Genomic DNA, 26,566 nt, shown 5'->3' on the forward strand with positions numbered 1-26,566 from the left:
GGTTGTTTACCTGCGGCGCGACGGCTCATGCCCCATCCCGTTCCGCCACCCGCGCCAGCAACGCCCCCAGCAACGCCAGGTCGACCAGCAACGCCAGCGCGAAACAGCTCCCCCTCACGCCCGGCGCGGCGTAGGCTTGCACCAGCGAAGCGGCAATCACTACGGCCACGATAGTCACCACCGTCGTCAACCTGCACGCCACGGTGAACGCCGCTTTCACCTCCACCGCCGTGCGGTAGGCAACACCCTGCCCCAGGCCGCCGAGGGCGAGGCCCGCCAGCAGAGCCGGCCAGTCATGGCCGCCGAACAGCATCAGCAGCGTCAATAGCCATCCCGCCGCCGCCAGCAAAAAGCCGTGGCGGAGAATCGCCAGCGCAGGCCGGTTCCGCAGCGGCTGCCAGCGGGCCAGTGCGGCGCCGCCGAGAAACGCCAGCGCCAATGCCGTCAGCAGCATCAGGGTCGAGCCGATGCCCTGCAGGCTCTCCGCCTCCAGCAGCAAAGCGCCCGCCGCGACCGGCACGCTGAGCGCCAGGGCGCTCGCCGCCGTTCCCGTGTGTGTCATGGCGCCCAGGGCGCCGTTGTTGATAGAAAGGCTCATCGCTCACTCCCGATAGGGTGGAAATGATGAAATAAATTCATTTCCCTGTTCACATGTCAGTAGCCTATCTCTTGTATAATCGGTCAGACAAACTCATAGTTTTCAGCCTTAGATGAGAATAACTCAGCCATGAGAAAACCCCGTTTGCCGCCGCTGGGCGCGCTGCGCGCTTTCCACGCCGTGGCCGGCTGCCGCAGCTTCAAACTGGCCGCCGAGGCGCTGGGCGTGAGCGCGACGGCGGTCAGCCACCAGATCAAGCTGCTGGAATCGGTGCTGGAATGCCGGGTGTGCGAGCGCAGCGCGCAGGGCGTCAGCCTGACCGAGACCGGCGAGATCCTGTATGCCGGCACCCAGCGCGCCTTTGCCGCACTGGAACAGTCCGTCGCCCAAATCACTCGCGCCCGGCAGCCGCCGGCGCTGACCGTCACCACCACCTCCAATTTTCTCACCCACTGGCTGGTGCCGCGCCTCGCGGATTTCAAGGCGGAGTTTCCCGCCATCGATCTGCGCCTGCACACCAGCGTCGAACGGGTGGATCTCAGCCAGCGCACCGTGGACGTCGCCATCCGCTACCGTGAAACGCCGGAAACCGATCTGCACTGCACCCTGCTGCATGAGGATCGCTTTATCGTGGTCGCCAGCCCGGCGCTGGCGCTGGCGCGCATCGAGGATTTGCAGCGGGTGGCGCTGTTTCACGTGGCGCATCGGCAGGTGCCCGCCGACTCGCCGACCTGGGAGAATTGGCGGCGGCGCTACGGGCCGGAAGGGTTGAACGTGGAAGCCGGGCTGACCTTCAGCGACGAAACCCATGCGCTGCAGGCGGCGGTGGCCGGCCAGGGCGTGGTGATCGCCAGCCGGCTGCTGGCGCGCGATTTGTTGCAGCGCGGCGTGCTGGCCGCGCCGTTCGAGATGGCGTTACCCGGCGCCAACTACTATCTGGTGGCCACCGAGGAGACCGCGCAGCGCCCCGATATCATTGCGCTGCGCGAGTGGCTGCTGCGGCAAATGGCGGCAGGCTAACGGCTCTCGGGGGCAATTTCGCCCAGGCGGATCGCCACGCTGATCGCCTGCGCGGTGGTGGCGGCGCCAAGGCGCCGGCGAATGCGGCGCAGGTGGTTTTCCACCGTGCGTTCAGACAGGCCGAGCATCGCGGCGATATCCGCCTGTCGTCGGCCGATGGCGGTCCAGCTCAGCACCTCACGCTCGCGCGCCGACAGCCGGCCTTCTTCTTTGCCGGCCGCCGGTTCGAACAACCGCCGCGCCGCCAAAAAGGCCGCCGTGCCCACAAGCGACAGCGCCAACCGCACCGGCGGCGAGGCGTCGATGCGCTCGCCTCCCAGGCTGACGGCGCCCTCCAGGCCGGCGGGGCCGAACACCGGGATTTGCACGCCGTGCAGGCCCGCGCCGCGCGGCGTGCGCACAATCCGGTAGCGCTCTCCCTGCTGCGCCCGGGTCTTGGTCCAGAAGAACGGCTCGCTGGCCCGCAGCATGTGGCGAGTCACCGGGCAGTGCCGCACGTAGGTCAGCGCATCGACCGCCTCCCCCTCGCCGAACCAGTCGCCTTCGACCCAATAGATATGCTCGATCCCCGCCTCCGCCGTGGCGGAAGCGGAAAACAGCACAAAGCGATCGAAGCCGAACGGCGCGGCGAAGGCGCGAACCCGCCCCTGAATGGCGGACAGGGTTCGCTCGTGGTCCATCGCCAACGCCGTCTGGAAAGCGCGCTGCGCGATCTCGTCGCTCATCGCGCGGCGACGTCGGCCAGCAGCGTCTCCGCCGCCAGTTTGCCGAGGTTGTTGGAAGCCAGCGGGCTGTCGCCGGTCAGCAGGCGCCGATCTTTATGCACCTTGCCGGTGATGTCGGCATTGACGATCTTCACGCCCAGCTCACGCAGGCGTTCGCCCACCAGCCAGGGCATCGGGCCGGGGATATAGCCGATGTCGATGTTGGCGCCGGTATCGAGAGCATCCGGGAACACGCACATCTCATAGCCGCGATAGAGGAAATCGTCTTTGCTCTCGCCAATGCCCGCCGCCAGTAAACCGGCGGGCCCGTGGCACAGCGAGATCACGTAGCGATCGTTGTCATGGGCCCAGTGCAGCGTCTTTTTCACCTCTTCACTGAACGGGATATCATTGAGCACGCCGTGGCCGCCGGGAATGAAAACGCCAAGGTAGTTGCCGCCATCCAGATCCTTCACGACTTCCGTCAGCTTTTTCGGCTGCTTGAGTTGGCTGCGGTACTTCTCATAGGTGGCCTTGACCGCTGGGTCTTCATGCGGGAACGCCCACATCTCCAGCTTCACCGGATCGCCGGACGGCGTGGCGATGTCGATCTCGAAACCGGCCAGATCCAGGTGATACATCGGCAGCAGCATCTCGACCGGATGGTTGCCGGTGGAGAAGAACTTGCCGTTTTGCATCAGCAGGTAGCGCTCCTGCGAGGCGATCATCAGCACCTTCCACTTGCCGCCGCGATAGGCGTTCGGGTAGCTGGCGCCCGTGAAGTCGGTTTTGGACGAGGTGTACTGGCTGAGGGAGTAAGGTGATGGGAAGAACGCGTTATCTTCCGCCACATCCGGGGTGGGATTACGATCGTTGGATACTGAATCAGTCATGATTATCTCCATATTCACCGTTGCATTTCTCTTTCAGCTTAAATAACCGCCGGCGGGGCCGCAATGCGGGATATCCCTCAATCACCCTCGCACTGGCGGCGCTCAAGCGGGGTGCCGTAGCGCGACAATGAACGTTTCTTCGCTGACGCCGGCATATTCGTACCGGCACTTTCTCACCGGCACCTGGAAGTAGCGCTCCAGGATATCCTCTTGCAGCAAGGCGTTTTTATCGCCAAACACGCACTGTCGCTTATTCATCAGCAGGCACTTGTCGGAGATGCGATCGGCGTAATGCAGAAAATGCGTATTCAGCACGATCGTCATCTGCCGCTCTTTGGCGAGGCGCCAGAGCATCTCGATCATTTTAGCCTGATTGTAAAAATCCAGGTTCGACTCCGGTTCGTCGAGGATCATGACGTCGGGATCCGCCGCCAGCGCCTTGGCGAAATAACACATCTGCAGTTCCCCGCCGCTGATCTGATTGATGTTTTTCTGCGCCAGCGACGCGATCTCCAGCGCGTGCAACACCGCCTGCGCCTTGGCGAAATCTTGCCGCCGCGGCCCGGCGAACCACCCCGCCTGGCGAGCGCAGCCGAAAGTGACAAAATCGAGCACGCCATACGCGAAATGCGGCGTTTTCGCCTGCGGCACATAGGCCAGTCGGGCGGGCCGATTGTCGATGCGGCCGATCTGGCACACGCCTGACAGGGGCCGGCACAGGCCCGCGATATGTCTCAGCAGCGTGGTTTTACCGGCGCCGTTCGGCCCGAGCACGCTGAGGATCTCACCGCGTTTCAGATGAAAACTGACGTTGTCGAGAATGGGCTCGCACCCTTTGAACCCCAGGGTCAACTGGCTAACGGTGATCATGTTTGCTGCTCATAATAAAAAGGAGGGCGAAAAGCGGCGCGCCGATCAGCGCGGTCAGGATGCCGATCGGGATTTCAGCGTAGGTGGCGCCTCTGGCGATATTGTCGATCACCAGCAAAAACAGCGCCCCGCTCAGCGCCGAAGCCGGGATCAGGCGACCGTGGTTATACCCCAATACGCTTCGCACCAAATGCGGGATCACCAAGCCGACCCACCCCACCACGCCGGCCAAGCTCACCGAAGCGGAAACCAGCAGAGAGGCGGCGATCAGCAACAGGATCTTCAGCCGGGGCGGATTCAGACCGGCGATACGCGCCTCGTCGTCCCCAAGAGAGAGAATGTTCATATTCCACCTGAGCCGGTAGATAGTCAGGTAACACGCCGCAAACAGCGGGATCAGCCAATAAACTTGCGCTTTCGCTACTGAAGCGAAGCTGCCCATCAGCCAGAAGACGATCGCCGGCAAGGTATCCTGCGGATCGGCGACATATTTTATGACCGAGACAAACGCGATAAACAGCGACGCGATAATCATGCCGGACAAAAGTGTGGTGAGCGCATCCTGCCGGCGTTTGAGGCGGCAGATGCCGAGCACCAGCAACAGGCTCACCACGCCGAAAAGAAACGACAGCAGCGAACTCAGGGCAAAAGGCAAACTCAATAGAATGCCCAGCGCAGCGCCAAAGGCGGAGGCGGAAGACGTACCCAGCACGTCCGGGCTGGCCAATGCGTTTTTCAGCACCGCCTGAAAGGTCGCGCCGGCGACCGCCAACCCGCCGCCCACCAGCATCACCGCCACTACCCGCGGCGCGCGCAGGTTAAAAATCACCGAATAGCGGGCCTGGTTTTCCCCCGGCATGTTCCCCTGCCATAAAATCTGCGCTACATCATGGGCCGACAAAGCGTAGCGGCCGGCAAACAGCGATGCGAAGGCGACTGCACACAGCGAAATGAACAATCCCGCCATGATCGCCGCATATTTTCCTCTGCCCGGCATCCCCAAGCTCCTCCAATGGATTAACACTATTCAACCGTGGCGCTAGCGTTGCGCCAGCACCTCATCCAGCAACCGATCCGGGATCGCGTAGGAGAACATCGTCTGATAATAACGACGCGTCTCCTGCCGCAGCGTCTTGTCGCTAATGTCTTCGGGCGCGTATCGGTTGATCATGAACAGCGGCAACAGTGACGTTTCCGCCGACAGGCCCCCCCAGTTGTGAATGCCCACCGGCGTCGAGAAAACCTTGCCGTTTTTCACCGCCCTGAGCGTCTCCCACGCCTGGCCGGGGATCCCCCCGTGCAGCAGCGCTTTTGCGCTGCCGAACACCACGAAAATCACATCCGGATCCCAGGCCATGATCTGCTCCATCGACACGTTGATGTACCTGCCGGCATCGCCCTTCACCGGCAAATCCCCGGCGACGTTATCCATGCCGGCCATTTTGAGATAGGTGTCGCCGTAGGTGTGCGGGCCGCTCACCTTCAGCTGCCTGCCGTCGCTTTCTTCCAGATATAACGCCCTGACGTGCTGCGCGCGGATGGCTGCGGCATAGGGGCGGATCTGCTTCAGGGTCCTTTCCCAGGCGTCTTTGAATTTATGCGTGCGCGGCAGGCCAAGGGTGTCGGCGAAGGTATTTTCCCAATACACCTGGGTGACCATCGGCTGGTATTTGGTCTTCCCGCCGGCGTCCAGATCGACCGTCATCACGCCCGCCCTTTCCAGCCGATCGTCCTGGCTTTTGCCGTAGTAATAAATGATGTCGGGCCGCAGATTCATTAACGACTCCATGTTGACCCGATAGTCCTTATTGATGAAATCGGACGTGATCCTGCCGATGTCAGGCTTCATGTCTTTCAACACATGCCTATCGGCATGCATGAATGCCCAGGGGCCGACGCCGACGACGTGCCGATAGGCCGCCTCGTTGGCCAGGATCACGCCGAAGGGGCAGTTGCCGGTGATGACGATCCGCGGGTAGCTGCCGGGCAGCGTTTGCGCCGCCACGCTCTGCGGCAGCGCGGTCGCTTCCGGCTGGCTGGCGCCGGCGTAAGGCAGCATCGGCAAAGCGGCTATCGCCAGCAAGGCGGTGGCGATGAATGTCAGTTTTACGGCCATGAGGCCTCCTGCGCGCACGCGCAATGGCGCGCGTCGATGAGCGGTGTCAGGCCGAGGCGGCGATGCCGGCGGCCATGATGGTGATCCCGGCAACGAAAACGATCGCCGCGGTGGCGACCGCGCCGCCGCCGACCAACGCGGCGGTTTTTCCTTCGGAAATCTCTTTTCGCTGCAGGAAAGAGAGTTGCGACAGGGGAATGATTTTTCCGCTGTCGGCAACGATGTCTTTCGGTTCAACCTTCGCAACCGTCAGCTCGCCGCCGCTGCCGTCCTTCAGGCCGTATTTCAGCCGATCGCCGACATACACCGGCGGCTGCAACAGATAATACGGGCTATTGAGCCCCGCCTCTTTTTGTTGCAGCGCCACGTCGTGGTAGGTCGAGCAGCCGCTGAGAGAAAACGCCGCCATCCCGATAATGAGCGGCACCAGGTGGATGAATCGCATGGGAAACCTCGAACGTGCTTATTTGCTGGTTTTTAACGTAACGGCGGACTTGAAGCGCATATAGCTCACGGCCAGAGAGAGAAACGAGAACGCCGCCCCCGCCATTAAGCTGATAGTCGTCGCTTGCGCGCCGCGCATATTGAAGAAAATCGCCACTAACGCCGAACCGACGATTTGCCCGATCAACCGGGAACTGCCCAACAGACCGCTGGCGATGCTGCTGTTTTCATGAGAGACCGAGGTCATGATCAGCAGGTTGTTCGGTGATTGAAACAGGCCGAAACCGATGCCGCACAGCGCCACACGCCATACGATCGCCCCATTCGACGGATCGGCCGGCAGGTTGGCCATCAGCAGCATGCCGGCCAACAAGCAGGCGAGGCCTGACAGGGCGACGAGATTGGGATCGTATTTCTTGGTCAAATCGCCGGAAATCAACGACGACACCATGGTGGCCAGCGGCCAGGCGGTCAGCAGCAGACCGATTTCCACCACGTTTCTTTGCAGGACATTGTGGAAATAAAAAGGCAGCGATACAAAAGCCAAAAGCTGGGTGCTGTAAGACAGCATCGACATCAGCAAAGACAATGACAGCGTCGGGTTATGCAGCATCGCGACCGGGATCAGCGCGGCGTTGGCCTTTCTTTTCTGATTGATGTACAGCCACCCGGCCAGTCCGGCGAATACCGCAAAGCTCAGCGCCGCCGCCGGCAGATGGCGGGTGGTCATGCTCATCGTGCTGAGCGAGAAAGCGATAAACAGCACAAACACCAACAGGGCGCCCCCGCTGTCGAAGCCAACGCTGCGCCGCTCGCGGGAGCCCAGAAATATCATGCTCAGCAGCAGCGACAGGCAGGCGATGGGAACATTGATGGTGAACAGCCAGTTCCAGCTCGTTTGAGAAAGTATCGCCGAGGCGATGGACGGCCCGGCGGCGGCGGAAACCGACACCACCATCACGTTAATCCCCAGGCCGCGCCCCAGCAGCCTTGCCGGGTAGATCTCCTTAATCAGCGCCGCATTGACGCTGAGCACCGCCGCCGCGCCGAAGCCCTGTATCACTCGGAACGCCGTCAGCATCGCCAGCGTGTCGGAAAGCGCGCAGCCCAACGAGGAGAAAGCAAACAGCACCACCCCGGCCATAAAGATTTTTTTATTGCCCACCGCTCTGCCCAGCGCCGCAAAGGGCATCAACGACGCGACGACGGCAAACTGGTAGGCATTGATAATCATGATGGAGGCCGATTCGGAAACGGCGAAATCTTTCGCGATCACCGGCAGCGCTACGTTGGCGATGGTGCTGTCGAGCATGGCGATGACCGTGCTTAACGAGACGGCGAGAACCGCGAATAGATTTAGCGTCTCTTTTTCCTGGTGTTTAAAAGTCATGTTAACGCTCCAAAAACGTGGGTGTCTTTATGCCGGCATGCCGGCGGCAAAGACGCCGTTTTTATCAATTTTTGTAATTACGTTATAACATATCATTATTGGATGGTAATAAATCTCATTTGAAATATTGGATTGCATATTGTTTCAAAATAAGAATTAACAAATACAATACAAATAAATCACAATATAAACACCCAATAAAATAACTATACTCAGTATAAAAAACCGGTTGATTTATAGAATGACATTAAAAGTAACAGGCGCTAACAGACAACGATGATGCCGGTATAAATTGTTATGTTATAACAAAACAACCTTCCCTTTATGCGGGTTAACCTTATGGCTAAGAAGGACCTTTTGAACACGCGCTTGTCCCGCCGCAGAATGATGCTGGCCGGGCTGGCGGCTCTGGCGCTCAATAGCGCCGTTTCTCCGCTGGCTAGCGCCCACGGCTTGCCACGCCCCAAAAAACAGGCGGGCCCTCAGGGTGCGCGAAAACGATTCCTGGTCATGTTGGATCCCGGCCATGGCGGCATCGACTCCGGCGCCATTGGCCACACCGGTTCGCTGGAAAAACATGTCGTTCTGGCGATCGCCAGAAACGTGCGGGCGCAGCTCGATCGACACGGCATCGATGCCCGCCTGACGCGCGACAGCGACGTTTTTATTCCGCTGTACGATCGTGTGGAGATCGCGCACCGGCATGGCGCGGATCTTTTCATGTCGATTCACGCCGACGGCTTTACCTGCCCCAGCGCCTGCGGCGCTTCGGTCTTTGCGCTTTCCACTAAGGGCGCCAGCAGCGCGATGGCGAAATATTTATCGAACAGTGAAAACGCGGCGGACGATCTCGCCGGCCCCCACGTCATCAAGAAAGATCGCTATTTGCAGAAGATACTGTTTGATTTGGAACAAACGGAAACCATCAAAGAAAGCCTGACGCTGGGCTCGCACCTGATCCAACATATTGCGCCCATCCATCATTTGCATGCCAAAAATACCGAACAGGCGGCCTTCGTGGTATTGAAATCCCCGTACATTCCTTCGGTATTGGTGGAAACCTCGTTCATCACCAACCCCGAGGAAGAAAGGCTGCTGGGCACCCCTGCATTCCGAAATAAAATCGCCACCGCCATCACGCAGGGGATCGTCAGCTACTTTAAACACGTCACGCTCGCTTAAGCTTCACCAGGACGGCAAGCCGGCCGGCTTGCCGCGCACAGGGACGGCGTCAACATGATAAAATGCAATCCTCGCGCTTTTTCGGCGAGCCTGTGGCTCCCGCTGCTGGCCCTGTTGCCGCGCAGCGCCTTCGCCGTGCCGCTGACGGTATCGCAACACAGCAGCCTGAATTTCTACGGCACGATTATCGCCAGACGCTACAGCGGCCAAAGCGAACGCGACGACGGCGACCGCAGCTATCTCTATTTCGGCCTGATCGGCAAAAAAAAGATCGCGCCGCGCTGGCGGGCCTACGCCCATTGGGAATATACCGTCAGCTTCGCCGACGCCACCCGAAACAGCACCCGGCTCGCCTACCTCGGCGTGCAGAACGCCGCCCTGGGCAGCCTCGATATCGGCCGCAACTGGGGCGTGCTCTATGATGTGACCGCCCTGACCGATCGCTCCCCGCTGTTCAGAGAAATGGCCTACAACTACATCGACAACTTTATGCGCGGCCGGGCGCACAACCTGCTCACTTACCGCAAACCTTTCAGCCTGTTTCAGCGGCACGCCGCCCTCGCGCTGCAGTATCAGTTCAAAGACGGCGACGATCGACAGGCGCTGGGCAAACAAAACGGCAACGGGTTCGGCGCCTCCTTCCGCTATGCGCTGACGCCGACGCTCAGCCTCATCGCCGCCGCTTCGGCGTCTCAAACCACGCAGCGGCAGCAACGCGCCGCCGGCTATCGTCGGCGCATCGATACGCTGGCCGAGGGGGTTCTCTATGCGTCGAAAAAAATCTATCTCGCGGCCGTGTTCACCCAAAGCGACAACGCCATCAGCCCGCAACAAACCGCTAACCGCGGCTCGGCGTCCAGTTATGAAGCGCTCGCCAAATACCGGCTGACGGACCATATTCAGCCCAACATCGGCTATACCCGTTTGATACAGGCCCGGGCAGGCCGCAACACCGACTTATTGAACTACGAGGAGTTGGGCGTGACCTGGTTGCTCAATAGCAACATGCAGGTGTTTATTAACTATGAATTCAATAACCTTTCTCGCCACGCCCCCGGCGTCGATGCGTCGGACAAACTCGATATGGGCATCAGCTATCACTGGTGACGCGCTGCCGCAGCCAATAAAAAGCCCCGCCCGGTGAAGGGCGAGGCTCGCTCGCGCCGATCGAGACGGTGCGAGAGGATCAAGAGGGCAGAGTGATGACAGGGTGCCGAATGCGCCTGCTCATGGCGCGACGGACGCCTCAGCGCGGCGCTTGCGCGTTTTTCCACTCCCGCCAAATCGTTTCCAGCCCGGCGCGATACGTCGTGACGGCGAAGTCGGGAAAACGCTGTTTGAACTTGGTCGAGTCGAACAGGTTATCGTGCTCGTAGCGCGGCAGCAGCTCGCGCATCTCTCGCGCCCCGGACGAAACCAACCCCGCGGCGATCAACGCCCATTTGCCGATAACGGAATATGAAATGTCCTTCCCAAACACCTCGCAGGCCAACGCGGCGAACTGCGCATAGGTGAGCCGCTCGTCGCAGCACGGGAGATGCCACGTCTGGTCGAACGCGTCGGGCGTATTGCCGAGCCGGGCTAACCCACGGCTGGCGTCGGGCGTCCAGATCAGCGTGCGCAGCCTGTCGTCGCGAACCGGCACGCGCGGTTTTTCCCCCGCTTTCAGCCTGTCGACGATCAGCGCATTGGTGAAGCTCTGCGTTTTTCCCGGCCCATAAAACTCGGGCGCACGGCCGATCAGCACAGGGATCTGCTTGCGCTCCATCTCGTCGAGCACCTTCTCGGTCATCAGGGCGCGCACCCGTCCCTTGCGCCCCCGAGGCGCGAACGGCGTCGATTCCGTCTGCGGCTCGCCGTTCTGCGGATACATATAGGTATTGTCGAAATAAACAAAGGGCACGCCCGCGGTACGGCTGGCGTCCAACGCATTCTGCAGCATGGTCGGAAATTGCCGCTCCCACAGCGCCGAATCCGGCGGCAGGCCGGCGGCGAAATACACCACGTCGCTGCCCTTCACCGCCGCCAGGGTCTGCTGTGCATCGAGCAGGTCGGCCGCGACCAGCGTATCGCTGTCGTTGACCTTCCTCGGGTTGCGGCTGACCAATCTTAAATCATCGGTGTACGCGCGCTTCAGTTCACGCGCCAGCTCTTGGGCGATCTGGCCACTGGCGCCCAGGATCGTTTGCATTGGCGTTCCTCATCGCAATGAAAAAAACTCCGCCCACTCAGGGCGGAGCAAAAGTGCTTGTTCGCGCTTAACTGTTCACGAACGCCAGCAGATCGGCGTTGACCTGATCGGCATGGGTGGTCGGTATGCCGTGCGGCGCGCCCTTATAGGTATGGAGCGTGCCGTTTTGCACCAGTTTGGCCGACAGCGCGCCGGAGTCCTGATAAGGCACCACCTGGTCGTCGTCGCCGTGGATCACCAGCACCGGAATGGCAATCTTCTTGAGATCTTCGGTGAAATCGGTCTGCGAGAAGGCGACGATGCCGTCATAGTGCGCCTTGGCGCCGCCCATCATGCCCTGCCGCCACCAGTTCCAGATAATGGCCTCCGACGGTTTGGCGCCCGGACGGTTATAGCCGTAGAACGGGCCGGCGGGCACGTCGTAATAGAATTGCGCCCGGTTGGCGGCCAGCTGCGCCTGGAAATCATCGAATACCGATTTTGGGGTGCCCTGCGGGTTACTGTCCGTTTTCACCATCAGCGGCGGCACCGCGCTGATCAGCACCGCTTTGGACACCTTGTCCTCGCCGTGGCGCACGATGTAGCGCACCACCTCACCGCCGCCGGTCGAGTGGCCCACGTGCATGGCGCCCTGTACGCCGAGGTGTTTTACCACCGCGGCGACATCATCGGCGTAGTGATCCATGTCGTGCCCTTCCCACACCTGGCTGGAGCGGCCATGGCCGCGGCGATCGTGCGCAACCACGCGGAACCCTTTGTTCACGAAGAACAGCATCTGGGCATCCCAGTCATCGCTGGACAGCGGCCAGCCGTGGTGGAAGTAGATAACCTTGCCGTTTTTTGGGCCCCAATCCTTGTAGAAAATCTCGACGCCATCGCTGGTCGTTACATAACCCATGTCGTTTCTCCCATTTACACTCTGGTTAAAAAAGAACGTTTATACTGCGCACGGCGCCGGGATCTCTGGCCCCCTCATCCCGGTTGGCCGACGATCTTGCGTTGATCGTTTAACGAGTATAGGTTTAAAGTTCACTTTAAGGTCAAACCCCATTCGGCAAACCGCATTCCCGCTTTCACTCGGCATCAGGAGAATTCAAGTGCAGGGAGATGACATCCTCATGACGATGGAGCCGCGGCTTGCCGCCCAGCGCCACGCCTTCCTGCGCGACGGCGCGCCGACGATGCAACAGCGCAAGGCCGCCCTGCGCCGCTTGCGGAGCGCCATTCTGGCCCAGCGCGCCGCGCTGGCGGCGGCCGTCAGCGCCGACTTCGGCCACCGTTCGCCTTACGAAACCGACATTCTGGAGATTCTGGTCACCGTTCAGGCGATCGATTACCTGCTGCGCAACCTGAAACGCTTCATGAAGCCGGAGCGCCGCCACGTCGCCCTGCCGTATCAGGCCGCACGCGCCTATGTGCAATATCAGCCCAAGGGCGTGATTGGCATCATGGCGCCGTGGAACTACCCGTTTTCGTTGACCTTCATCCCGCTGGCCACCGCCCTGGCCGCCGGCAACCGCGTGATGCTGAAACCTTCGGAGCTCACGCCGCATACCAGCCGCCTCATCGAAACGTTGCTGGCGGCGCTGTTTCCCGCCGATGAGGTCGCCGTCGTGACCGGCGGGCCGGACATCGGGGCCAGATTCAGCGAGCTGGCGTTCGACCATCTGGTGTTCACCGGCAGCACGGCGATCGGCCGTCAGGTCATGCAGGCGGCCGGCAAACATCTGGTGCCGTTAACGCTCGAACTGGGCGGCAAAAGCCCTGCCGTCATGGCGCGCGGCGCGGTTAACGCCAGAAACGTCAAGAGCGTGGCGTTCGGCAAGCTGTCGAACGCGGGCCAAACCTGTATCGCGCCCGATTACCTGCTGGTTCATCAGGACGATCTGGCAAGCTTCATGGCGCTCTATGACGCGGCGGTTAAAAGCTTTTATCCCGACGGGCCAACCGGCGACGACTACGGCGCCATCATCAACGACAGGCACTACCACCGCTTGCAAGCGCTGCTTGCCGACGCACAGGCGCGCGGCGCGCAACTCCATCCGGTCGGCCACCGCCCGGACTCGGCGTCTGAACGGCCGAACACGCTGGCCCCTACGCTTATCGTCGGCGCCCCCGATGACAGCGCGATCATGCAAGAAGAGATCTTCGGGCCGCTGCTGCCGGTGCGCACCTACGCCACCTTTGATGAAACGATCGACGTTATCAACGCCGCGCCGCGCCCGCTTGCGCTCTACTACTTCGGCCCGCCGGGCGAGGATCGGGACCGGCTGCTGGCGCGCACCACCTCCGGCAACGTCAGCATCAACGCCACCCTGCTGCACTTCGCCCAGGACGACCTGCCGTTCGGCGGCATCGGCCCCAGCGGCATGGGAGCCTGTCACGGCATCGAAGGATTTCGGGCGCTGAGCCACGCCAAAGGCGTTTTCATCCAGAGCCGCTGGCGCTTTACCGACCTGCTGCGCGCGCCGTTCGGCAAGCTGGCGGACGCGGTGCTCGCGTTCATGTTGCGGCGCCGATAACGCGGCGTGTTGACTATCAATAGCACACCCATAAATCGCCGCAAGCTATCACAATATTCACTCATTCCTATTTTATCTCTCCGCCGCCGCTGACTAAGCTTAGCCCTATGTCCCCCTTTGCCCGTTGGCGGCGAGGGTGACGTCAATCGATTGAGTTCAGTTATTTAGCGCAACACCCGACGCAAGCCTTACCCGCATGCCTTGTTAACCGCTCCACGCCCGGCGGCTGGAGCATCTTTACGGAAGCAGAGAGCGCATTATGACAACTGAAAGCAAATGCCCGTTTTCGGGCGGCAAGCAGCCCGCACCGCAGAACGGCCCCACCAATCAGGATTGGTGGCCTAATCAGCTCAGCCTGAAACCGCTGCACCAGCACTCCCCCCTGTCCGATCCGATGGATAAAGACTTCAACTACGCCGATGCCTTCAACAGCCTCGATCTGGCGGCGGTCAAACAGGATCTGCACGCCCTGATGACCGACTCGCAGGAATGGTGGCCGGCGGACTTCGGCCACTACGGCGGCCTGTTCATCCGCATGGCCTGGCACAGCGCCGGCACCTACCGCATCGGCGACGGCCGCGGCGGCGCAGGCGAAGGCCAGCAGCGCTTCGCCCCGCTCAACAGCTGGCCGGACAACGTCAGCCTCGACAAGGCGCGCCGTTTGCTGTGGCCTATCAAGCAGAAATACGGCCGCAACATCTCCTGGGCCGACCTGATTATCCTGACCGGCAACGTGGCGCTGGAATCGATGGGCTTCAAAACCTTCGGCTACGCCGGCGGCCGCGCCGACACCTGGGAGCCGGACGACGTCTACTGGGGCTCTGAGAAGATCTGGCTGGAACTGAGCGGCGGGCCGAACAGCCGCTACTCGGGCGACCGCGATCTGGAAAACCCGCTGGCGGCGGTGCAGATGGGCCTGATTTACGTCAACCCGGAAGGCCCGGACGGCAATCCCGATCCGGTGGCCGCCGCGCGCGACATCCGTGAAACCTTCGCCCGCATGGCGATGAACGACGAAGAAACCGTGGCGCTGATCGCCGGCGGCCACACCTTCGGCAAGACCCACGGCGCCGGCCCGGCGTCTCACGTCGGCGCCGATCCGGAAGCCGCCGGACTGGAAGCGCAGGGCCTCGGCTGGCACAGCACCTTCGGCACCGGCGTCGGCAAAGACGCCATCACCAGCGGCCTGGAAGTCACCTGGACCACCACCCCGACCCAGTGGAACCACGACTTCTTCCGCCACCTGTTCGAATACGAATGGGAGCTGAGCCAAAGCCCGGCCGGCGCGCACCAGTGGGTGGCGAAAGACATCGGTGAAACCATTCCCGACGCCTTCGATCCCAACAAAAAACGCCGCCCAACCATGCTGACCACCGACCTGTCGCTGCGCTTCGATCCGGCCTACGAGAAGATTTCGCGCCGCTTCTATGAGCACCCGGAGGAGCTGGCCGACGCCTTCGCCCGCGCCTGGTTCAAGCTGACCCACCGCGACATGGGGCCGCGCGCGCGCTACCTCGGCCCGGAAGTACCGCAGGAAGCGTTGATTTGGCAGGATCCGATCCCGGCGGTCGATCATCCGCTGATCGATGAGCAGGACATCGCCGCGCTGAAAAACGCCGTGCTGGCTTCCGGCCTGTCGGTGTCGGCGCTGGTCTCCACCGCCTGGGCTTCTGCTTCCAGCTTCCGCGGCTCAGACAAGCGCGGCGGCGCCAACGGCGCGCGCATTCGCCTGGCGCCGCAAAAGGACTGGGCGGTCAACCAACCTGCGCAGCTCGCCGCGACGCTGGCCAAGCTGGAGAGCATCCAACGCGCCTTCAACGATGCGCAGACCGGCGGCAAACGCGTCTCGCTGGCGGATCTGATCGTGCTGGCCGGCGCGGCGGGCGTGGAACAGGCGGCGAAGAACGCCGGTTTCACCCTGACGGTGCCGTTCGCCCCGGGCCGCATGGACGCCTCGCAGGAACAGACCGACGTGGACTCCTTCGAGGCGATGGAGCCGCTCGCCGACGGTTTCCGCAACTTCCTGAAGGGCAAATACCGCGTGCCGGCCGAAACGCTGCTGGTCGACAAGGCGCAGCTGTTGACCCTGACCGCGCCGGAAATGACGGTGCTGGTCGGCGGGCTGCGCGTGCTCGGCGCCAACGTCGGCGGCACGCAGCACGGCGTGTTCACCCATCGCCCGCAGGCGCTGACCAACGACTTCTTCGTCAACCTGCTCGACATGGGCACCACCTGGCACCCGGCGGGTGAGGACGGCCTGTTCGAAGGCCGCGATCGCCGCAGCGGCGCGGTCAAATGGACCGGCACCCGCGTCGATCTGGTGTTCGGTTCGCACGCGCAGCTGCGCGCGCTGGCCGAAGTCTACGGCAGCGCCGACGGGCAAGAGAAGTTCGCCCACGACTTCGTCGCCGCCTGGAACAAAGTGATGAACCTCGATCGCTTCGATCTGGCGTAACGCCCTCCAACGGCCTGCTTCGGCAGGCCGTTTTCTCTCCCGAGGTAAACACCGCCTCCCCCTCTCCGTCAGCCCTGTCAGGCGCCGCGATATTCTCTTTTCCCGCTTATTCGTATTTACTCAACAAGTCATATAAAAATTTGATGGGCGGCAATTCTTTTAATGCTGTATTTATATTTAGAGGGCAATGAAGAGCGTAAACTCACATCGTTAATGCGATATATCCCATCAAGGAGATGACCGTTATGGATTATCCTCGATACACCTCAACACGCGGCGAGGCGGGTCTCATCATCGCCGTCCCTTAGCAGCAGCGGGTTTGGCCGGCAAAGGCGCCCCATCGTTTTACGCCATAAAAATAGATGTTATGCACCTGCGCGATATTCGCCTGGGCGCCTGACGTTCGCCCTTCGTTAATGTTTCACGGCGCGCATTGCGCTTTTGGTTTTTATTTTTCAGCCGACGGGAAAGCTCATGGGAAATTACGCTTCACTCAGGAAAATAACCGCTACCTGGAGGTCAACATGCAACATATTATCGGCATTTCTTCTCGTCGGCTGAAAATATCGGCCCTTGCGCTGCTGCTCCCGGCGATGTCATGGGCGGCCGATACGGCGTCTGTCGCCGTAGGGCCGCAGTATGACACCACCCATGTCTACGTCGAACGCGGCAAGATGGATGCCTTTGTCGACAGCATCCTGAAAACCTTCGGCGGCACCAGCACCGAACGCGTGCTGGTCAACGTCACGCCCACGCCCAGCGAAACCTACTCCCAGCTGATACTGACGCCGGCCGGCAGCTTCTCGGTGTTCGATTTCAAAACGCCGATCCCGCATCCGTTTGGCGCTGAGCGCAACGGTTTTCTGGTCAGGGATATGGACGCCGCCATCCGGCAAGCCAAGGCCGCCGGCGCCGATGTGCAGGTCGAACCCTTCGACGATCCGATTGGCCGCGACGCAGTGATCCAGTGGCCCGGCGGCGTCAACATGCAGCTTTATTGGCACACCAAAGCGCCCAACTACAAGCCGCTGCTGAGCGTGCCGGAAAACCGCCTGTACCTCTCCGCCTATCGCGTCGACGACTTCCTTAACAGCTATCGGGCATTCTCACACGCCAAGGTGGCGAGCGACGCGCAAGTCAGCGATGCGGCGATCGGCCGTAACGGCAACGGCAAGATCCGCCAGATCGAACTGGACTCCCGCTTCGGCAAAACGCGCATTTTCGTCACCGACGGGCATCTGCCTTATCCGTTCGGCCATGAGCGCACCGGCTATGGCGTCGAGGATCTGCAGGCCACGCTGGCCAAAGCGACGGCCAGCGGCGCGCAGGTGCTGTGGCGTTCGACGGCGGCGGAACGCCGCGCCTCGGCGCTGGTGAGTTTCCCCGGCGGCTATATCGCCGAAATTCACCAGACGGCTAAATAAACCCAAGGCGCGCTGCGGCGCGCTTTTTTCTTCGGATATCCATGATGAAACGCACGCTACCCGCACTGTTGCTGTTCTCCACGCTCCCCGCGCTGGCGGCGGAGCCAGCCGCTTCCCCCTGGAAAAACATCCCGTTGGGCGATGCGGCCACGTTGTCTTTCGACGGTTCACTGCGCGAGCGCTATGAATGGACGGATCAGCGGGATCTGAACGGCGGACGCGACGACACCTTCATGCAGCGCTTGCTGGTTGGCGCGCGCCTCGACTACGGCGACTATGTCGGCGCCTATATGCAGGTGGGATCGTCGCTGGCCACGCCGCGCGACCGCGGGCGCAAGCCGACCGACGAAGATCATGCCTACCTCGGCCAGGGCTATGTGGATATGAAACTGCCCACCGCCTACGGCCTCGGCACCCTGCGGATCGGCCGCCAGGAGATTGCGCTGGGCTCGCTGCACCTGCTGGGCACCCGCGACGGCCCCAACGTGCGCCGCTCCTTCGACGCTATCCGCGCCAGTTGGGTCAAGGACAAAAACCGCCTCGACGCCTTTATCGGCCACCCCATTACGCTCAAAACCGGCAGTTTCGACGACGATACCGACAACAGCCAAAAGGTATGGGGGCTGTACGGCACCACACCGCTGACGCCGCTGGCTTCCTCGCTCGATCTTTATACCTTCGGCTTTGAAGATAACGACGCCCACTACGCGCAGCTCAGCGGGCAAGAGCGGCGCTACACCGTCGGCGCGCGCATTTTCGGCGCGGCGCAGGGCTTCGACTGGGACAATGAGGCCGCCTGGCAGTTCGGCAGCGCGGAACAGCGCGACATCCGCGCCTGGTCGGCGTCGGCGCACGCCGGCTATACGGCGAACGACTGGCGCTGGCGGCCGCGCTTCGGCGGCAAGATTGGCATCGCCAGCGGCGATAAAAACGGTCACGACGGACAGCTCAATACCTTTAACGCCATGTACCCCAAGCTGCCCTACCTGACCGAGAACGGGCTGGTGGCGCCGGCGAACCTGATCGCCATCCATCCTTCGGTCACGATCACGCCGTGGCAAACCCTGTCCATCGACTTCAGCTGGGACGCGCTATGGCGGCAACGCCGCGAGGATGCCTTCTACCTCGGGCCGATGCGCCCGGTGAAAGGCAGCGCGCAGGGCTCGCGCTTTATCGGCAACCAGTATCAGGTCGAAACAACCTGGACACCGCGCAGCGATCTTCAGTTCAAGGTGGCCTATGTTTACTTCGACGTCAGCAACAGCCTGCAGCACCATGCCGGGCTGAAAAGCATGAACTTCGTCCTGGCGCAGGGCACCTACAGTTTTTAAGCATCAGGCAAGTTAATCGGTGTACGCGGGCGCCCTCAATAATCCCGTATCCGATTAATGACGACAGCCGGCGTGCGGCCGCCTCTATGCGTTACGGCAATGGCGGCTACTCACCGCATTTCACAGATAAAAAGCTGGAAAAGCAGAAAGATAAATCAGCGACGCAAACGCCGCGCGCCGATTACAGAGAAATATTAAATAAAGATTTAATTCCAACGAGTTATTTAAACACGTCTTTTACTCATATCTTATGTAAAAGATTCATATAAGAATAACTCATTAATAAAATAATTGCGTTTATACTGCTTTAACTCAATCACAGTGCACAATTAATTCCTCACCGTGATTAATGATAAGGATATATTCCGCTTGAACGCAATATTCAAGCCGGACCAAGGAGGCAAGCCAATGATATCACTTTAATTACCCCTGATTTTCAAACCTGTGTACGAGCATATAGAGCGTTAGGTGCAATATTGTCAACGTCCAAAGGAGTTTGATATGTCATTAGCGACCGATAAGATTTCCGATTATTTAACCCGTTATGAAAGAGGCGATCACGCGGGGAGCAGTAAACCGTCATATACCACGCAAGAGGTTTCAGATCTGCTGCTGAGGAGCCATTATTCCGCCAATGGCAAAGGCGTGACCGACCATGCGGCTACCTTGACCTACTCTTTCCCCGTCTATACGGGCAGCGACAAGACGGGCGCCGCGCAGCTTACCGCCGCCCAGCAAGCCCAAACCAAGCTTTCATTGCAATCCTGGTCGGATGTGGCCAACATCACGTTCACCGAGGTTAAAGGCAACGACGCGAAAAATGCAGATATCAAGTTTGGTTTTTATAAGGCGGCCAGCGGGGGCAATTACACCTCGTATGAAAGTACGCAGAGCAATCTAAAAAGCACCATTTGGATCAGCGGCAATAACGGCTACGACGCCTCCAATCCGCAAACCAATAATTACGCCAGGGATACACTCACCCATGAAATAGGGCATGCGTTGGGGCTTTCTCATCCCGGCAATTATGATGCGTCAAATGCCACCTACCCCACCTACGCCAACTCGGCGAAGTATTATGAAGACGACCATCAATATTCTTTGATGAGCTATTTTAACGAACAATACACCAGCGCTGACTATAAAGGCGTTTGGCCATCGGGGCCGCAGCTGGATGATATTACCGCCATACAGAAGCTTTACGGCGCGAATACCACCACGCGCACCGGCGATACCACCTATGGTTTCAACTCGAATACGGACAGAGACTTTTTGAGCGTTAAGGCGTCCACGGACAAAATCGTGGCGGCTATCTGGGATGCCGGCGGCAATGACACGCTGGATTTTTCAGGCTACAGCCAGGATCAGCGCATCAACATTAACGAAGGCGCATTCTCTGATGTCGGCGGCTTGAAGGCGAATATCGCCATCGCCTACGGCGCGCAGATTGAAAATATCATCGGCGGCAGCGGCGCCGACATTCTTGTGGGCAACGCGCTGAACAATACGTTAAAAGGCGGTGCAGGCAACGACATCATTTACGGTGCCGGCGGCGCCGATCAGCTCTGGGGCAATGCAGGCGCGGACACCTTCGTCTTCCGCGAAGCCGGCGACAGCCAAGCCGCCGCGCCGGATTGGATCCGCGATTTCCAGACGGCGGTGGATAAAATCGACCTGTCGTGGCTCAACCAGACGGCTAAGGCCGAAGGGAGCGAATTGCACTTCGTGGATAGTTTAAGCGGCTCGTTGTATGAAGCGGCGCTGAATTATGACGCGCAGCAGAATGTCACCGATCTGGCCATCAATCTCTCCGGCAATCAATTGCCTGATTTCCTTGTCAAAATCGTTGGGCATGTCGACGCTTCCGCCGATATTCTCGTCTAGCCAAGGCAAACCCGCAGTCCGGCCTTCACGCCGGACTGTTTATCTCTCTCAGGCCTCACCCCGGCGTCTTTTTACATTGCCACAGCAATAAATCGCGCCGACGAGGTCACACCGCTTCCAGCTCCGCCGCTAGGGTGGCGACCAGCTCCGCCGCCGGCATCGGCCGCGCCAGGCCTACGCCCTGCCCGGCCCACAGCGACATAAACTCCGCGCGTCCGGCCTTGGCCGCCGCCTGGCGAATATCGCCGGTGAGCGCGTTCTGCACCGGATAAGGCAGGATCTGCGCCTCTTCCGCGCGCATCTGCCGCATGAAATCATTGACGATGCCGCGCGCCGGGCGGCCGCTGAAGGCGCGCGTCAGGCGCGTGCTGTCATCGCCGGCGTTGCGCAGCGCCGCTCGCCAGGCTTCGGCGATGCCCGACTCCGGGCTGCACAGGAATGCAGTGCCCAGCTGCGCCGCCTGCGCGCCCAGCAATTGTGCCGCCGCGATGCCGCGCCCGTTCATGATGCCGCCTGCGGCAATCGCCGGGATCTTCACCGCCGCCACCACCTGCGGCAGCAGGGCCATCAGGCCGACGCAGGACTGTTCGATATCGCCAAGGAAGGTCGGGCGGTGGCCGCCCGCCTCCGCGCCCGAGACGCAGACGAAGTCGGCGCCCGCCTCTTCCCAGGCGCGGGCTTCCGCCACCGTGGTGGCGGTGCCGATCACCCGCGAGCCGGCCTTCTTGAACTGCGTGACCGTGGCGCGCGGCAGCACGCCGAAGGTGAAGCTGACCACCGGCGGCGCAGCCTCCAGCAGGGCCGCGATCTGGTCGCGGTTGTTTTCGGCGAATTGGGCCGGCATGGGCGGCTCGCTCAGCCCCAGCGCTTCGCGGAACGGCCGCAGCAGGTGCTGGGCGCGCTTGAGCTCGGCGAGATCCGGGTGCTGCTCATCGAGCAGAAACAGATTGATGTTGAACGGCGCGGCGGTCTGCGCGCGGATCTGCTGCACCCGTTCGAGGATCACCGCCGGGGAAAACAGCGCCGCCGCGCACGATCCCAGCGCTCCGGCGTTGCTCACCGCCACCGCCAATGCCGGCGGCGACGCGCCGTTCATCGGCCCCTGAACGATCGGATAGCGCAGCCCAAGCTCGCGGGCAAAAGCAGAAGGTGCCGTCATCAATGTGTCTCCCTGTGCTGACTACATTCGTCTTACGGCGGCCGCGCCGCCGAACCGACCAAAAGCATAGCACCTTCTCACCGCCAGGCCGTGCAGTTAATGCTTCACCTGCCGCCTGTCCAGCGACAAGAAGTGATGCACCACCGGTTTCTCCGGGCCGATATGGAAGCGCAGCGCTTCCTGCTGCAGGTCGGCGTCGGCGTGCGACACCCGCTGGTGCTGCCGCAGGTGCTCCGCCCAGGACTCCACCAGGAACCACTCCATGATGCATTCAGGATCGCCGGTGTGCTCGGTGATGCCCCAGGCGTAAGCGCCATCGCGGCGACGCGCCCGCTCCAGCATCAGCAGCGTACGCAAGAACTGCGGCCGATCCTGCTCGCGAATGCGGTACTCCACCTGAATCATCACCGGGCCGCGATCGTTCTCGACCGGCGTGTTAACCAACGGCTCCGGCCAATGGTTCGACGGCTGCAGATCGGCCTCGCCGGTCGGCAGACGCAGGCGGTGGAACAGCAGCCCCGCCGCCAACAGGCCGACGCCGCCGACCAGCAGCGTGGCGGCCACGCCCAGCTCCTGCGCCACCAGCCCCCACAACAGGCTGCCCGCCGCCATCGCGCCGTTGAACACCATCAGATAGATGGCCAGGCCGCGGCCGCGCACCCAGTTAGGCAGCACGCCCTGCGCCGCGCCGTTGAGCGTGGTCAGCGCAATGATCCAGCCGGCGCCCAGCACCAACAGCAGCACCACCGCCAACCACTGCGGCGGCGCCAGCGACAGGGCCGCCATTACCGCCGCCGTCAGCACCGCCGCCAGCAACACCAGCCCGTCGGCGTTCAGCCGCTGGCGCAGACGCGGCAGCACAATAGCCCCAAGGATCGCCCCGGCGCCTACCGCTCCCAGCAGAACGCCGTAGAAACCGGCGCTGCCGCCCAGCATGCGGCGCGCCACCAGCGGCAGCAGCGCCCAGACCGAGCTGGAGAAGGCGAAGAACACCGCCGCCCGCAGCAGCACCACGTGCAGCTCGCGGCTGGAACGGGCATAGCGCAGCCCGGCGCGGAAGGCGCCGAAGAAGTGTTCCGACAGGCCGCTGTCCTCAACCTTCGGCCGCTTCCACCACAGCAGCGCCGCGATCACCAGCACATAGCTCATCACGTCCGCGCCGTAGGCCGCGCCGGCGCCGAAGCTGGCCAGCAGCAAACCGCCGGCCGCCGGGCCGATGGAGCGGGCGATGTTGATGCCCAGCGAGTTCAGCGCCACGGCGTTTTTCAGCTCGCCGCGCGGCACCAGCTCCGGCACGATCGCCTGCCAGGTCGGCCCCATCAGCGCCGCGCCGATGCCGCCGACGAAGGTCAGCGCCAGCAGGTATTCCACCGTCAGCGAACCGGTCTGCGACAGCACCAGCAGGCTGCCGCTGACGCAGGCCAGCAGAATTTGCACGAAGATCAAAAAGCGTCGCCGATCGAGAATGTCCGACAGCACCCCGGCCGGGATGGCCAGCAGGAACACCGGCAGCGTGGCGGCGGTTTGCATCAACGCCACCGCCGAAGGGTTGCTCGACAGGTCGGTGATCAGCCACGAGCTGGCGACGTCGCGCATGAAACTGCCGACGTTGCCGAGCACCGTGGCGCCCCACAGCACCGCAAATAATGGAATTTTCAGCGGCGCGAAGCCGCCCGCCGCCGCCTTGTTTTCCGTCTGTTCAGCCATCCGTTCGCTCCTTCAAATCGTTAAATGCCACCAGCAACAGCGCGCCGGCCAGCCCGAGGTGTTCAAAAAATCCGTTCATCATCTGGCCGCGCTCCGCCCCGTCGAACTGCCAGAACGGATTGGCCATCAGCGTCGCCATCAGGGTAAAACCGGCCAGCGCCAACGCGCCGAGCCAGCGATAAAAACCGCTCAGGATCAGCGCCGACGCCGCCAGTTCCAGCAGCGTCACCAGCACGGCGAACAGCGCCGCCGGCTGCAGGCCGAAGTGGGCCATCTCGGCGATGGCGCCCTCAACGTTCAGCGCCTTGACCAGCCCGCCCTGAATATAGGCGGCGCAGATCGCGAGCAGCAGCACCCAGCGCACCGCAGGCGCGTGCAGCCGCTGCACGCAGCGGGCGGCGATAACAGTCAGGTTCATCGCGCCCCCTTAAAACGGCGAATTCTGGATGAAGGCCAGCAGATCGGCGTTGAAGCGATCGGGATCGGCCTGCGCCAAACCGTGAGAGCCGCCGGCGTAAACATTCAGCTCCGCCTGTTGCATAAGCTTAGCGGCTTTCAGCGCCGAGGCGCCGATCGGCACGATCTGATCGGCGTCGCCGTGCACCAGCAGTGTCGGCTTGTCGATCGCCAGCAGATCGGCGGTGTAATCCACTTCGGAGAACGCGCGCACGCAGTCGTACTGCCCTTTCACGCCGCCCTGCATGCCCATCAGCCAGAAGCTGTCGATCAGCCCCGCGTTGCTCTCCACCTCGTCGCACTGGAAGCCGTAGAACGGCACCGCCAGCTCTTTGAAGAACTGCGAGCGGTTGCCCGCCACGCCGCTGCGAATGCCGTCGAACGCCGCCATCGGCGTGCCCTCTGGGTTGACCGGCGTCTGCAGCATCAGCGGCGGCACGGCGCCGACCAGCACCACCTTCGCCACCCGATCGCTGCCGTGACGGCCGATGTAGCGCGCCACTTCGCCGCCGCCGGTGGAATGGCCGACCAGGATCAGATCGCGCAGATCCAGCGTTTCGATCAGCAGGGCCAGATCGTCGGCGTATTGGTTGATGTCGTTGCCGTGCCAGGTTTGATCAGAACGGCCGTGGCCGCGGCGATCGTGGGCGATCACGCGGAACCCGCTCTGGCCGAAAAACAGCATCTGGTTGTCCCAGGCATCGGCGGACAGCGGCCAACCGTGCGAGAACAGGATCGGCTGGCCGCGGCCCCAATCCTTATAGAAAATGCGTGCGCCATCGGGCGCGGTAAGAGTGCTCATGACGTGTTCCCCGCTCGGTATCGAATTGGATTTTGGACGGGTTAACAGTACGGCAGGCGCAAAGGCAGTGATAACGGAATAATTTTCGCATGATCGCGAGTTTTTTTGCTGAAGAGGCCGGCGCAGCCGCCGGCTCAGGAAGACAGGGAAACGAGGCCGCTTAACGGCTGTGGTGGTGCTGCAGCCGTTCGCTGCGGTAGGCGCTAAGCAAGCACCAGCCGAGGGCGATCAGCGCCAGCGGCGCGGCGACGAAGCCGATGTTGCCCATGCCCAGATGCAGGCTCACCTGGTTGCCCAGCAGCGCGCCGCTGCCGATGCCGAAGTTGTACAGGCCGGAGAAGATCGCCATCGCCACGTCGGTGGCGTCCGGCGCCAGGCTCAAGACCCTGGCCTGCATCGACAGGCCGATCGCCATGATCGCCATGCCCCAGAAGATGCACAGCACCGTCAGATGGCTTTCGCTGCCGGCGGCCGGCAACAGCAGCAGCAGGCTCAGGGCCAGCAGCGTAATGGCGCCGATAAAGAAGCCGGAAGGAAAACGCTCGCTGTAGCGGCTGAACAGCAGGCTGCCGACGATGCCGGCGGCGCCGAACAGCAGCAGCATCAGCGTGGTGAAGTTCTCCGACAGCCCGGCCACGGTCTGGATAAACGGCTCGATGTAGCTGTAGGCGGTGAAGTGCGCCGTCACCACAATGATGGTCAGCATGTAAAGCGCCACCAGCGCCGGGCGCTTGAACAGCAGCGGCACGCTGGCCAGCGAACCGGAGTGCTCGCTTTTCAGCACCGGCAACAGGCGCCACAGCAGCACCAGCGCCAGGGTGGCGCACACTGCGATGCCGATAAAGGTCATGCGCCAGCCGAGCAACTGCCCGACCACCCGCCCGAGCGGCAACCCGAGCACCATCGCCAGCGCGGTGCCGCCCGCCAGCAGGCTCAGCGCCTGGGCTTTCTTGCCCGGCGGCGCCACGCGGATCGCCAGCGAGGCGGTGATCGACCAGAACACCGAGTGCGCCAGCGCCACGCCGGCGCGCGAGATAACCAGCGTGGTAAAGTTCCAGGCCACGGCGGTCAGTATGTGGCTGGCGATAAACAGCATGAACACGCCGATCAACAGTTTGCGGCGCTCGATTTTGCTGGTCAGCAGCATGCACGCCAGCGAGGCGGCGGCGACGATCCAGGCGTAAATGGTAATGATCAAGCCGACCTGTTCGGTTTGCATCGAAAAGCTGGCGGCGATATCGCTCAGCAGACCGACCGGAATAAACTCGGTGGTGTTGAATATAAAGGCCGAGACGGCGAGGATGACCACGCGCAACCAGGCGGTTGAGCGGGAAACGGGAGCGTGTTCCATGGTAAAAAAAATCCGGACAGGTGCGGGCAAGTCGCGATATTTTAACCAACCGGCCCACTAAATGCGA

Annotated in this window: 23 protein-coding genes; 8 read left to right on the plus strand and 15 right to left on the minus strand. The window is 61.7% G+C overall.

Annotated elements, in window-relative coordinates; all coding sequences use genetic code 11:
• Positions 1–25 precede the first annotated feature (25 nt).
• The gene (locus ACSBQS_RS12115; protein WP_206358364.1) at positions 26–598 is read right to left on the minus strand and encodes a hypothetical protein; all 573 of its coding nucleotides are present in this window, start codon (positions 596–598) and stop codon (positions 26–28) included.
• Between the two features lie 129 nt (positions 599–727).
• On the opposite strand from ACSBQS_RS12115, the gene ACSBQS_RS12120 reads away from it, so the two are divergent.
• Entirely contained in the window at positions 728–1,618 is an 891-nt protein-coding gene (locus tag ACSBQS_RS12120; protein WP_342163526.1) for a LysR substrate-binding domain-containing protein, read from the plus strand.
• Here the strand turns inward: ACSBQS_RS12120 and ACSBQS_RS12125 are convergent.
• The 7 genes from ACSBQS_RS12125 to ACSBQS_RS12155 all read right to left on the minus strand — a co-directional run bounded on the left by ACSBQS_RS12125 (position 1,615) and on the right by ACSBQS_RS12155 (position 8,035).
• Positions 1,615–2,343 (minus strand): PA1136 family autoinducer-binding transcriptional regulator, encoded by a 729-nt coding sequence (locus ACSBQS_RS12125; RefSeq protein ID WP_042784996.1) that lies wholly within the window; start codon positions 2,341–2,343, stop codon positions 1,615–1,617. The two genes, ACSBQS_RS12120 and ACSBQS_RS12125, sit on opposite strands and share 4 nt — an antisense overlap.
• Entirely contained in the window at positions 2,340–3,215 is an 876-nt protein-coding gene (gene hchA, locus ACSBQS_RS12130) for a glyoxalase III HchA (RefSeq protein ID WP_033643728.1), read from the minus strand. The genes ACSBQS_RS12125 and hchA overlap by 4 nt, the downstream gene beginning before the upstream one ends.
• Positions 3,216–3,317: 102 nt before the next feature.
• A complete protein-coding gene (locus tag ACSBQS_RS12135; RefSeq protein WP_342163529.1) occupies positions 3,318–4,085 on the minus strand; it encodes an ABC transporter ATP-binding protein in 768 nt (255 codons plus the stop codon).
• Positions 4,072–5,082 carry a FecCD family ABC transporter permease gene (locus ACSBQS_RS12140; RefSeq protein WP_033643730.1) on the minus strand — a complete coding sequence of 337 codons (1,011 nt, stop codon included), beginning with the start codon at positions 5,080–5,082 and terminating at the stop codon, positions 4,072–4,074. The genes ACSBQS_RS12135 and ACSBQS_RS12140 overlap by 14 nt, the downstream gene beginning before the upstream one ends.
• A 42-nt stretch (positions 5,083–5,124) precedes the next feature.
• Positions 5,125–6,201 (minus strand): ABC transporter substrate-binding protein, encoded by a 1,077-nt coding sequence (locus tag ACSBQS_RS12145; protein ID WP_236689819.1) that lies wholly within the window; start codon positions 6,199–6,201, stop codon positions 5,125–5,127.
• 46 nt (positions 6,202–6,247) lie between these two features.
• Complete coding sequence (locus ACSBQS_RS12150) at positions 6,248–6,646, minus strand: hypothetical protein (protein ID WP_223524788.1); 399 nt, start codon at positions 6,644–6,646, stop codon at positions 6,248–6,250.
• 18 nt (positions 6,647–6,664) lie between these two features.
• Positions 6,665–8,035, minus strand: coding sequence for an MFS transporter (locus ACSBQS_RS12155; protein WP_042785000.1), 1,371 nt, complete (start codon positions 8,033–8,035; stop codon positions 6,665–6,667).
• A gap of 339 nt (positions 8,036–8,374) precedes the next feature.
• Between ACSBQS_RS12155 and amiA the strand changes: the two genes are divergently transcribed.
• The gene (amiA, locus tag ACSBQS_RS12160; protein ID WP_033651858.1) at positions 8,375–9,217 is read left to right on the plus strand and encodes an N-acetylmuramoyl-L-alanine amidase AmiA; all 843 of its coding nucleotides are present in this window, start codon (positions 8,375–8,377) and stop codon (positions 9,215–9,217) included.
• 54 nt (positions 9,218–9,271) lie between these two features.
• Entirely contained in the window at positions 9,272–10,324 is a 1,053-nt protein-coding gene (locus ACSBQS_RS12165; protein WP_033651859.1) for a porin, read from the plus strand.
• A gap of 139 nt (positions 10,325–10,463) precedes the next feature.
• Here the strand turns inward: ACSBQS_RS12165 and ACSBQS_RS12170 are convergent, their stop codons facing one another.
• Together ACSBQS_RS12170 and ACSBQS_RS12175 are read right to left on the minus strand one after the other, a co-directional pair.
• On the minus strand, positions 10,464–11,408 hold the full coding sequence (locus ACSBQS_RS12170) for an NAD-dependent epimerase/dehydratase family protein (protein ID WP_047025366.1): 945 nt from the start codon (positions 11,406–11,408) through the stop codon (positions 10,464–10,466).
• 67 nt (positions 11,409–11,475) lie between these two features.
• Positions 11,476–12,306 (minus strand): alpha/beta fold hydrolase, encoded by an 831-nt coding sequence (locus tag ACSBQS_RS12175; RefSeq protein WP_033643735.1) that lies wholly within the window; start codon positions 12,304–12,306, stop codon positions 11,476–11,478.
• A 220-nt stretch (positions 12,307–12,526) separates the two neighbouring features.
• Here ACSBQS_RS12175 and ACSBQS_RS12180 point away from each other — a divergent pair, with 220 nt between their 5' ends.
• From ACSBQS_RS12180 to ACSBQS_RS12200, 5 genes are all read left to right on the plus strand, one after another.
• Positions 12,527–13,930, plus strand: a complete 1,404-nt coding sequence (locus ACSBQS_RS12180; protein ID WP_232092522.1) for a coniferyl aldehyde dehydrogenase — start codon at positions 12,527–12,529, stop codon at positions 13,928–13,930.
• A 259-nt stretch (positions 13,931–14,189) separates the two neighbouring features.
• Positions 14,190–16,385 carry a catalase/peroxidase HPI gene (gene katG / locus ACSBQS_RS12185; protein ID WP_069100327.1) on the plus strand — a complete coding sequence of 732 codons (2,196 nt, stop codon included), beginning with the start codon at positions 14,190–14,192 and terminating at the stop codon, positions 16,383–16,385.
• A gap of 524 nt (positions 16,386–16,909) precedes the next feature.
• Complete coding sequence (locus ACSBQS_RS12190; RefSeq protein WP_353440262.1) at positions 16,910–17,809, plus strand: VOC family protein; 900 nt, start codon at positions 16,910–16,912, stop codon at positions 17,807–17,809.
• Between the two features lie 41 nt (positions 17,810–17,850).
• Positions 17,851–19,140, plus strand: coding sequence for an alginate export family protein (locus tag ACSBQS_RS12195; RefSeq protein WP_434990625.1), 1,290 nt, complete (start codon positions 17,851–17,853; stop codon positions 19,138–19,140).
• A 501-nt stretch (positions 19,141–19,641) separates the two neighbouring features.
• A complete protein-coding gene (locus ACSBQS_RS12200) occupies positions 19,642–21,024 on the plus strand; it encodes a serralysin family metalloprotease (RefSeq protein WP_033643741.1) in 1,383 nt (460 codons plus the stop codon).
• A gap of 106 nt (positions 21,025–21,130) precedes the next feature.
• Here the strand turns inward: ACSBQS_RS12200 and ACSBQS_RS12205 are convergent, their stop codons facing one another.
• The 5 genes from ACSBQS_RS12205 to ACSBQS_RS12225 form a co-directional block, all read right to left on the minus strand.
• Positions 21,131–22,183 (minus strand): NAD(P)H-dependent flavin oxidoreductase, encoded by a 1,053-nt coding sequence (locus tag ACSBQS_RS12205; RefSeq protein WP_042785008.1) that lies wholly within the window; start codon positions 22,181–22,183, stop codon positions 21,131–21,133.
• Between the two features lie 96 nt (positions 22,184–22,279).
• The gene (locus tag ACSBQS_RS12210; protein ID WP_434990628.1) at positions 22,280–23,890 is read right to left on the minus strand and encodes an MFS transporter; all 1,611 of its coding nucleotides are present in this window, start codon (positions 23,888–23,890) and stop codon (positions 22,280–22,282) included.
• Complete coding sequence (locus ACSBQS_RS12215) at positions 23,883–24,308, minus strand: DoxX family protein (protein WP_434990629.1); 426 nt, start codon at positions 24,306–24,308, stop codon at positions 23,883–23,885. Before ACSBQS_RS12215 ends, ACSBQS_RS12210 begins: the two co-directional genes overlap by 8 nt.
• Positions 24,309–24,317: 9 nt before the next feature.
• Positions 24,318–25,148, minus strand: a complete 831-nt coding sequence (locus ACSBQS_RS12220) for an alpha/beta fold hydrolase (RefSeq protein WP_033651868.1) — start codon at positions 25,146–25,148, stop codon at positions 24,318–24,320.
• Between the two features lie 160 nt (positions 25,149–25,308).
• A complete protein-coding gene (locus ACSBQS_RS12225) occupies positions 25,309–26,499 on the minus strand; it encodes a sugar transporter (protein WP_042785012.1) in 1,191 nt (396 codons plus the stop codon).
• Positions 26,500–26,566: the final 67 nt, after the last annotated feature.

Source organism: Serratia sp. H402Y, from assembly GCF_051172415.1.
Lineage (GTDB): Bacteria > Pseudomonadota > Gammaproteobacteria > Enterobacterales > Enterobacteriaceae > Serratia > Serratia ureilytica.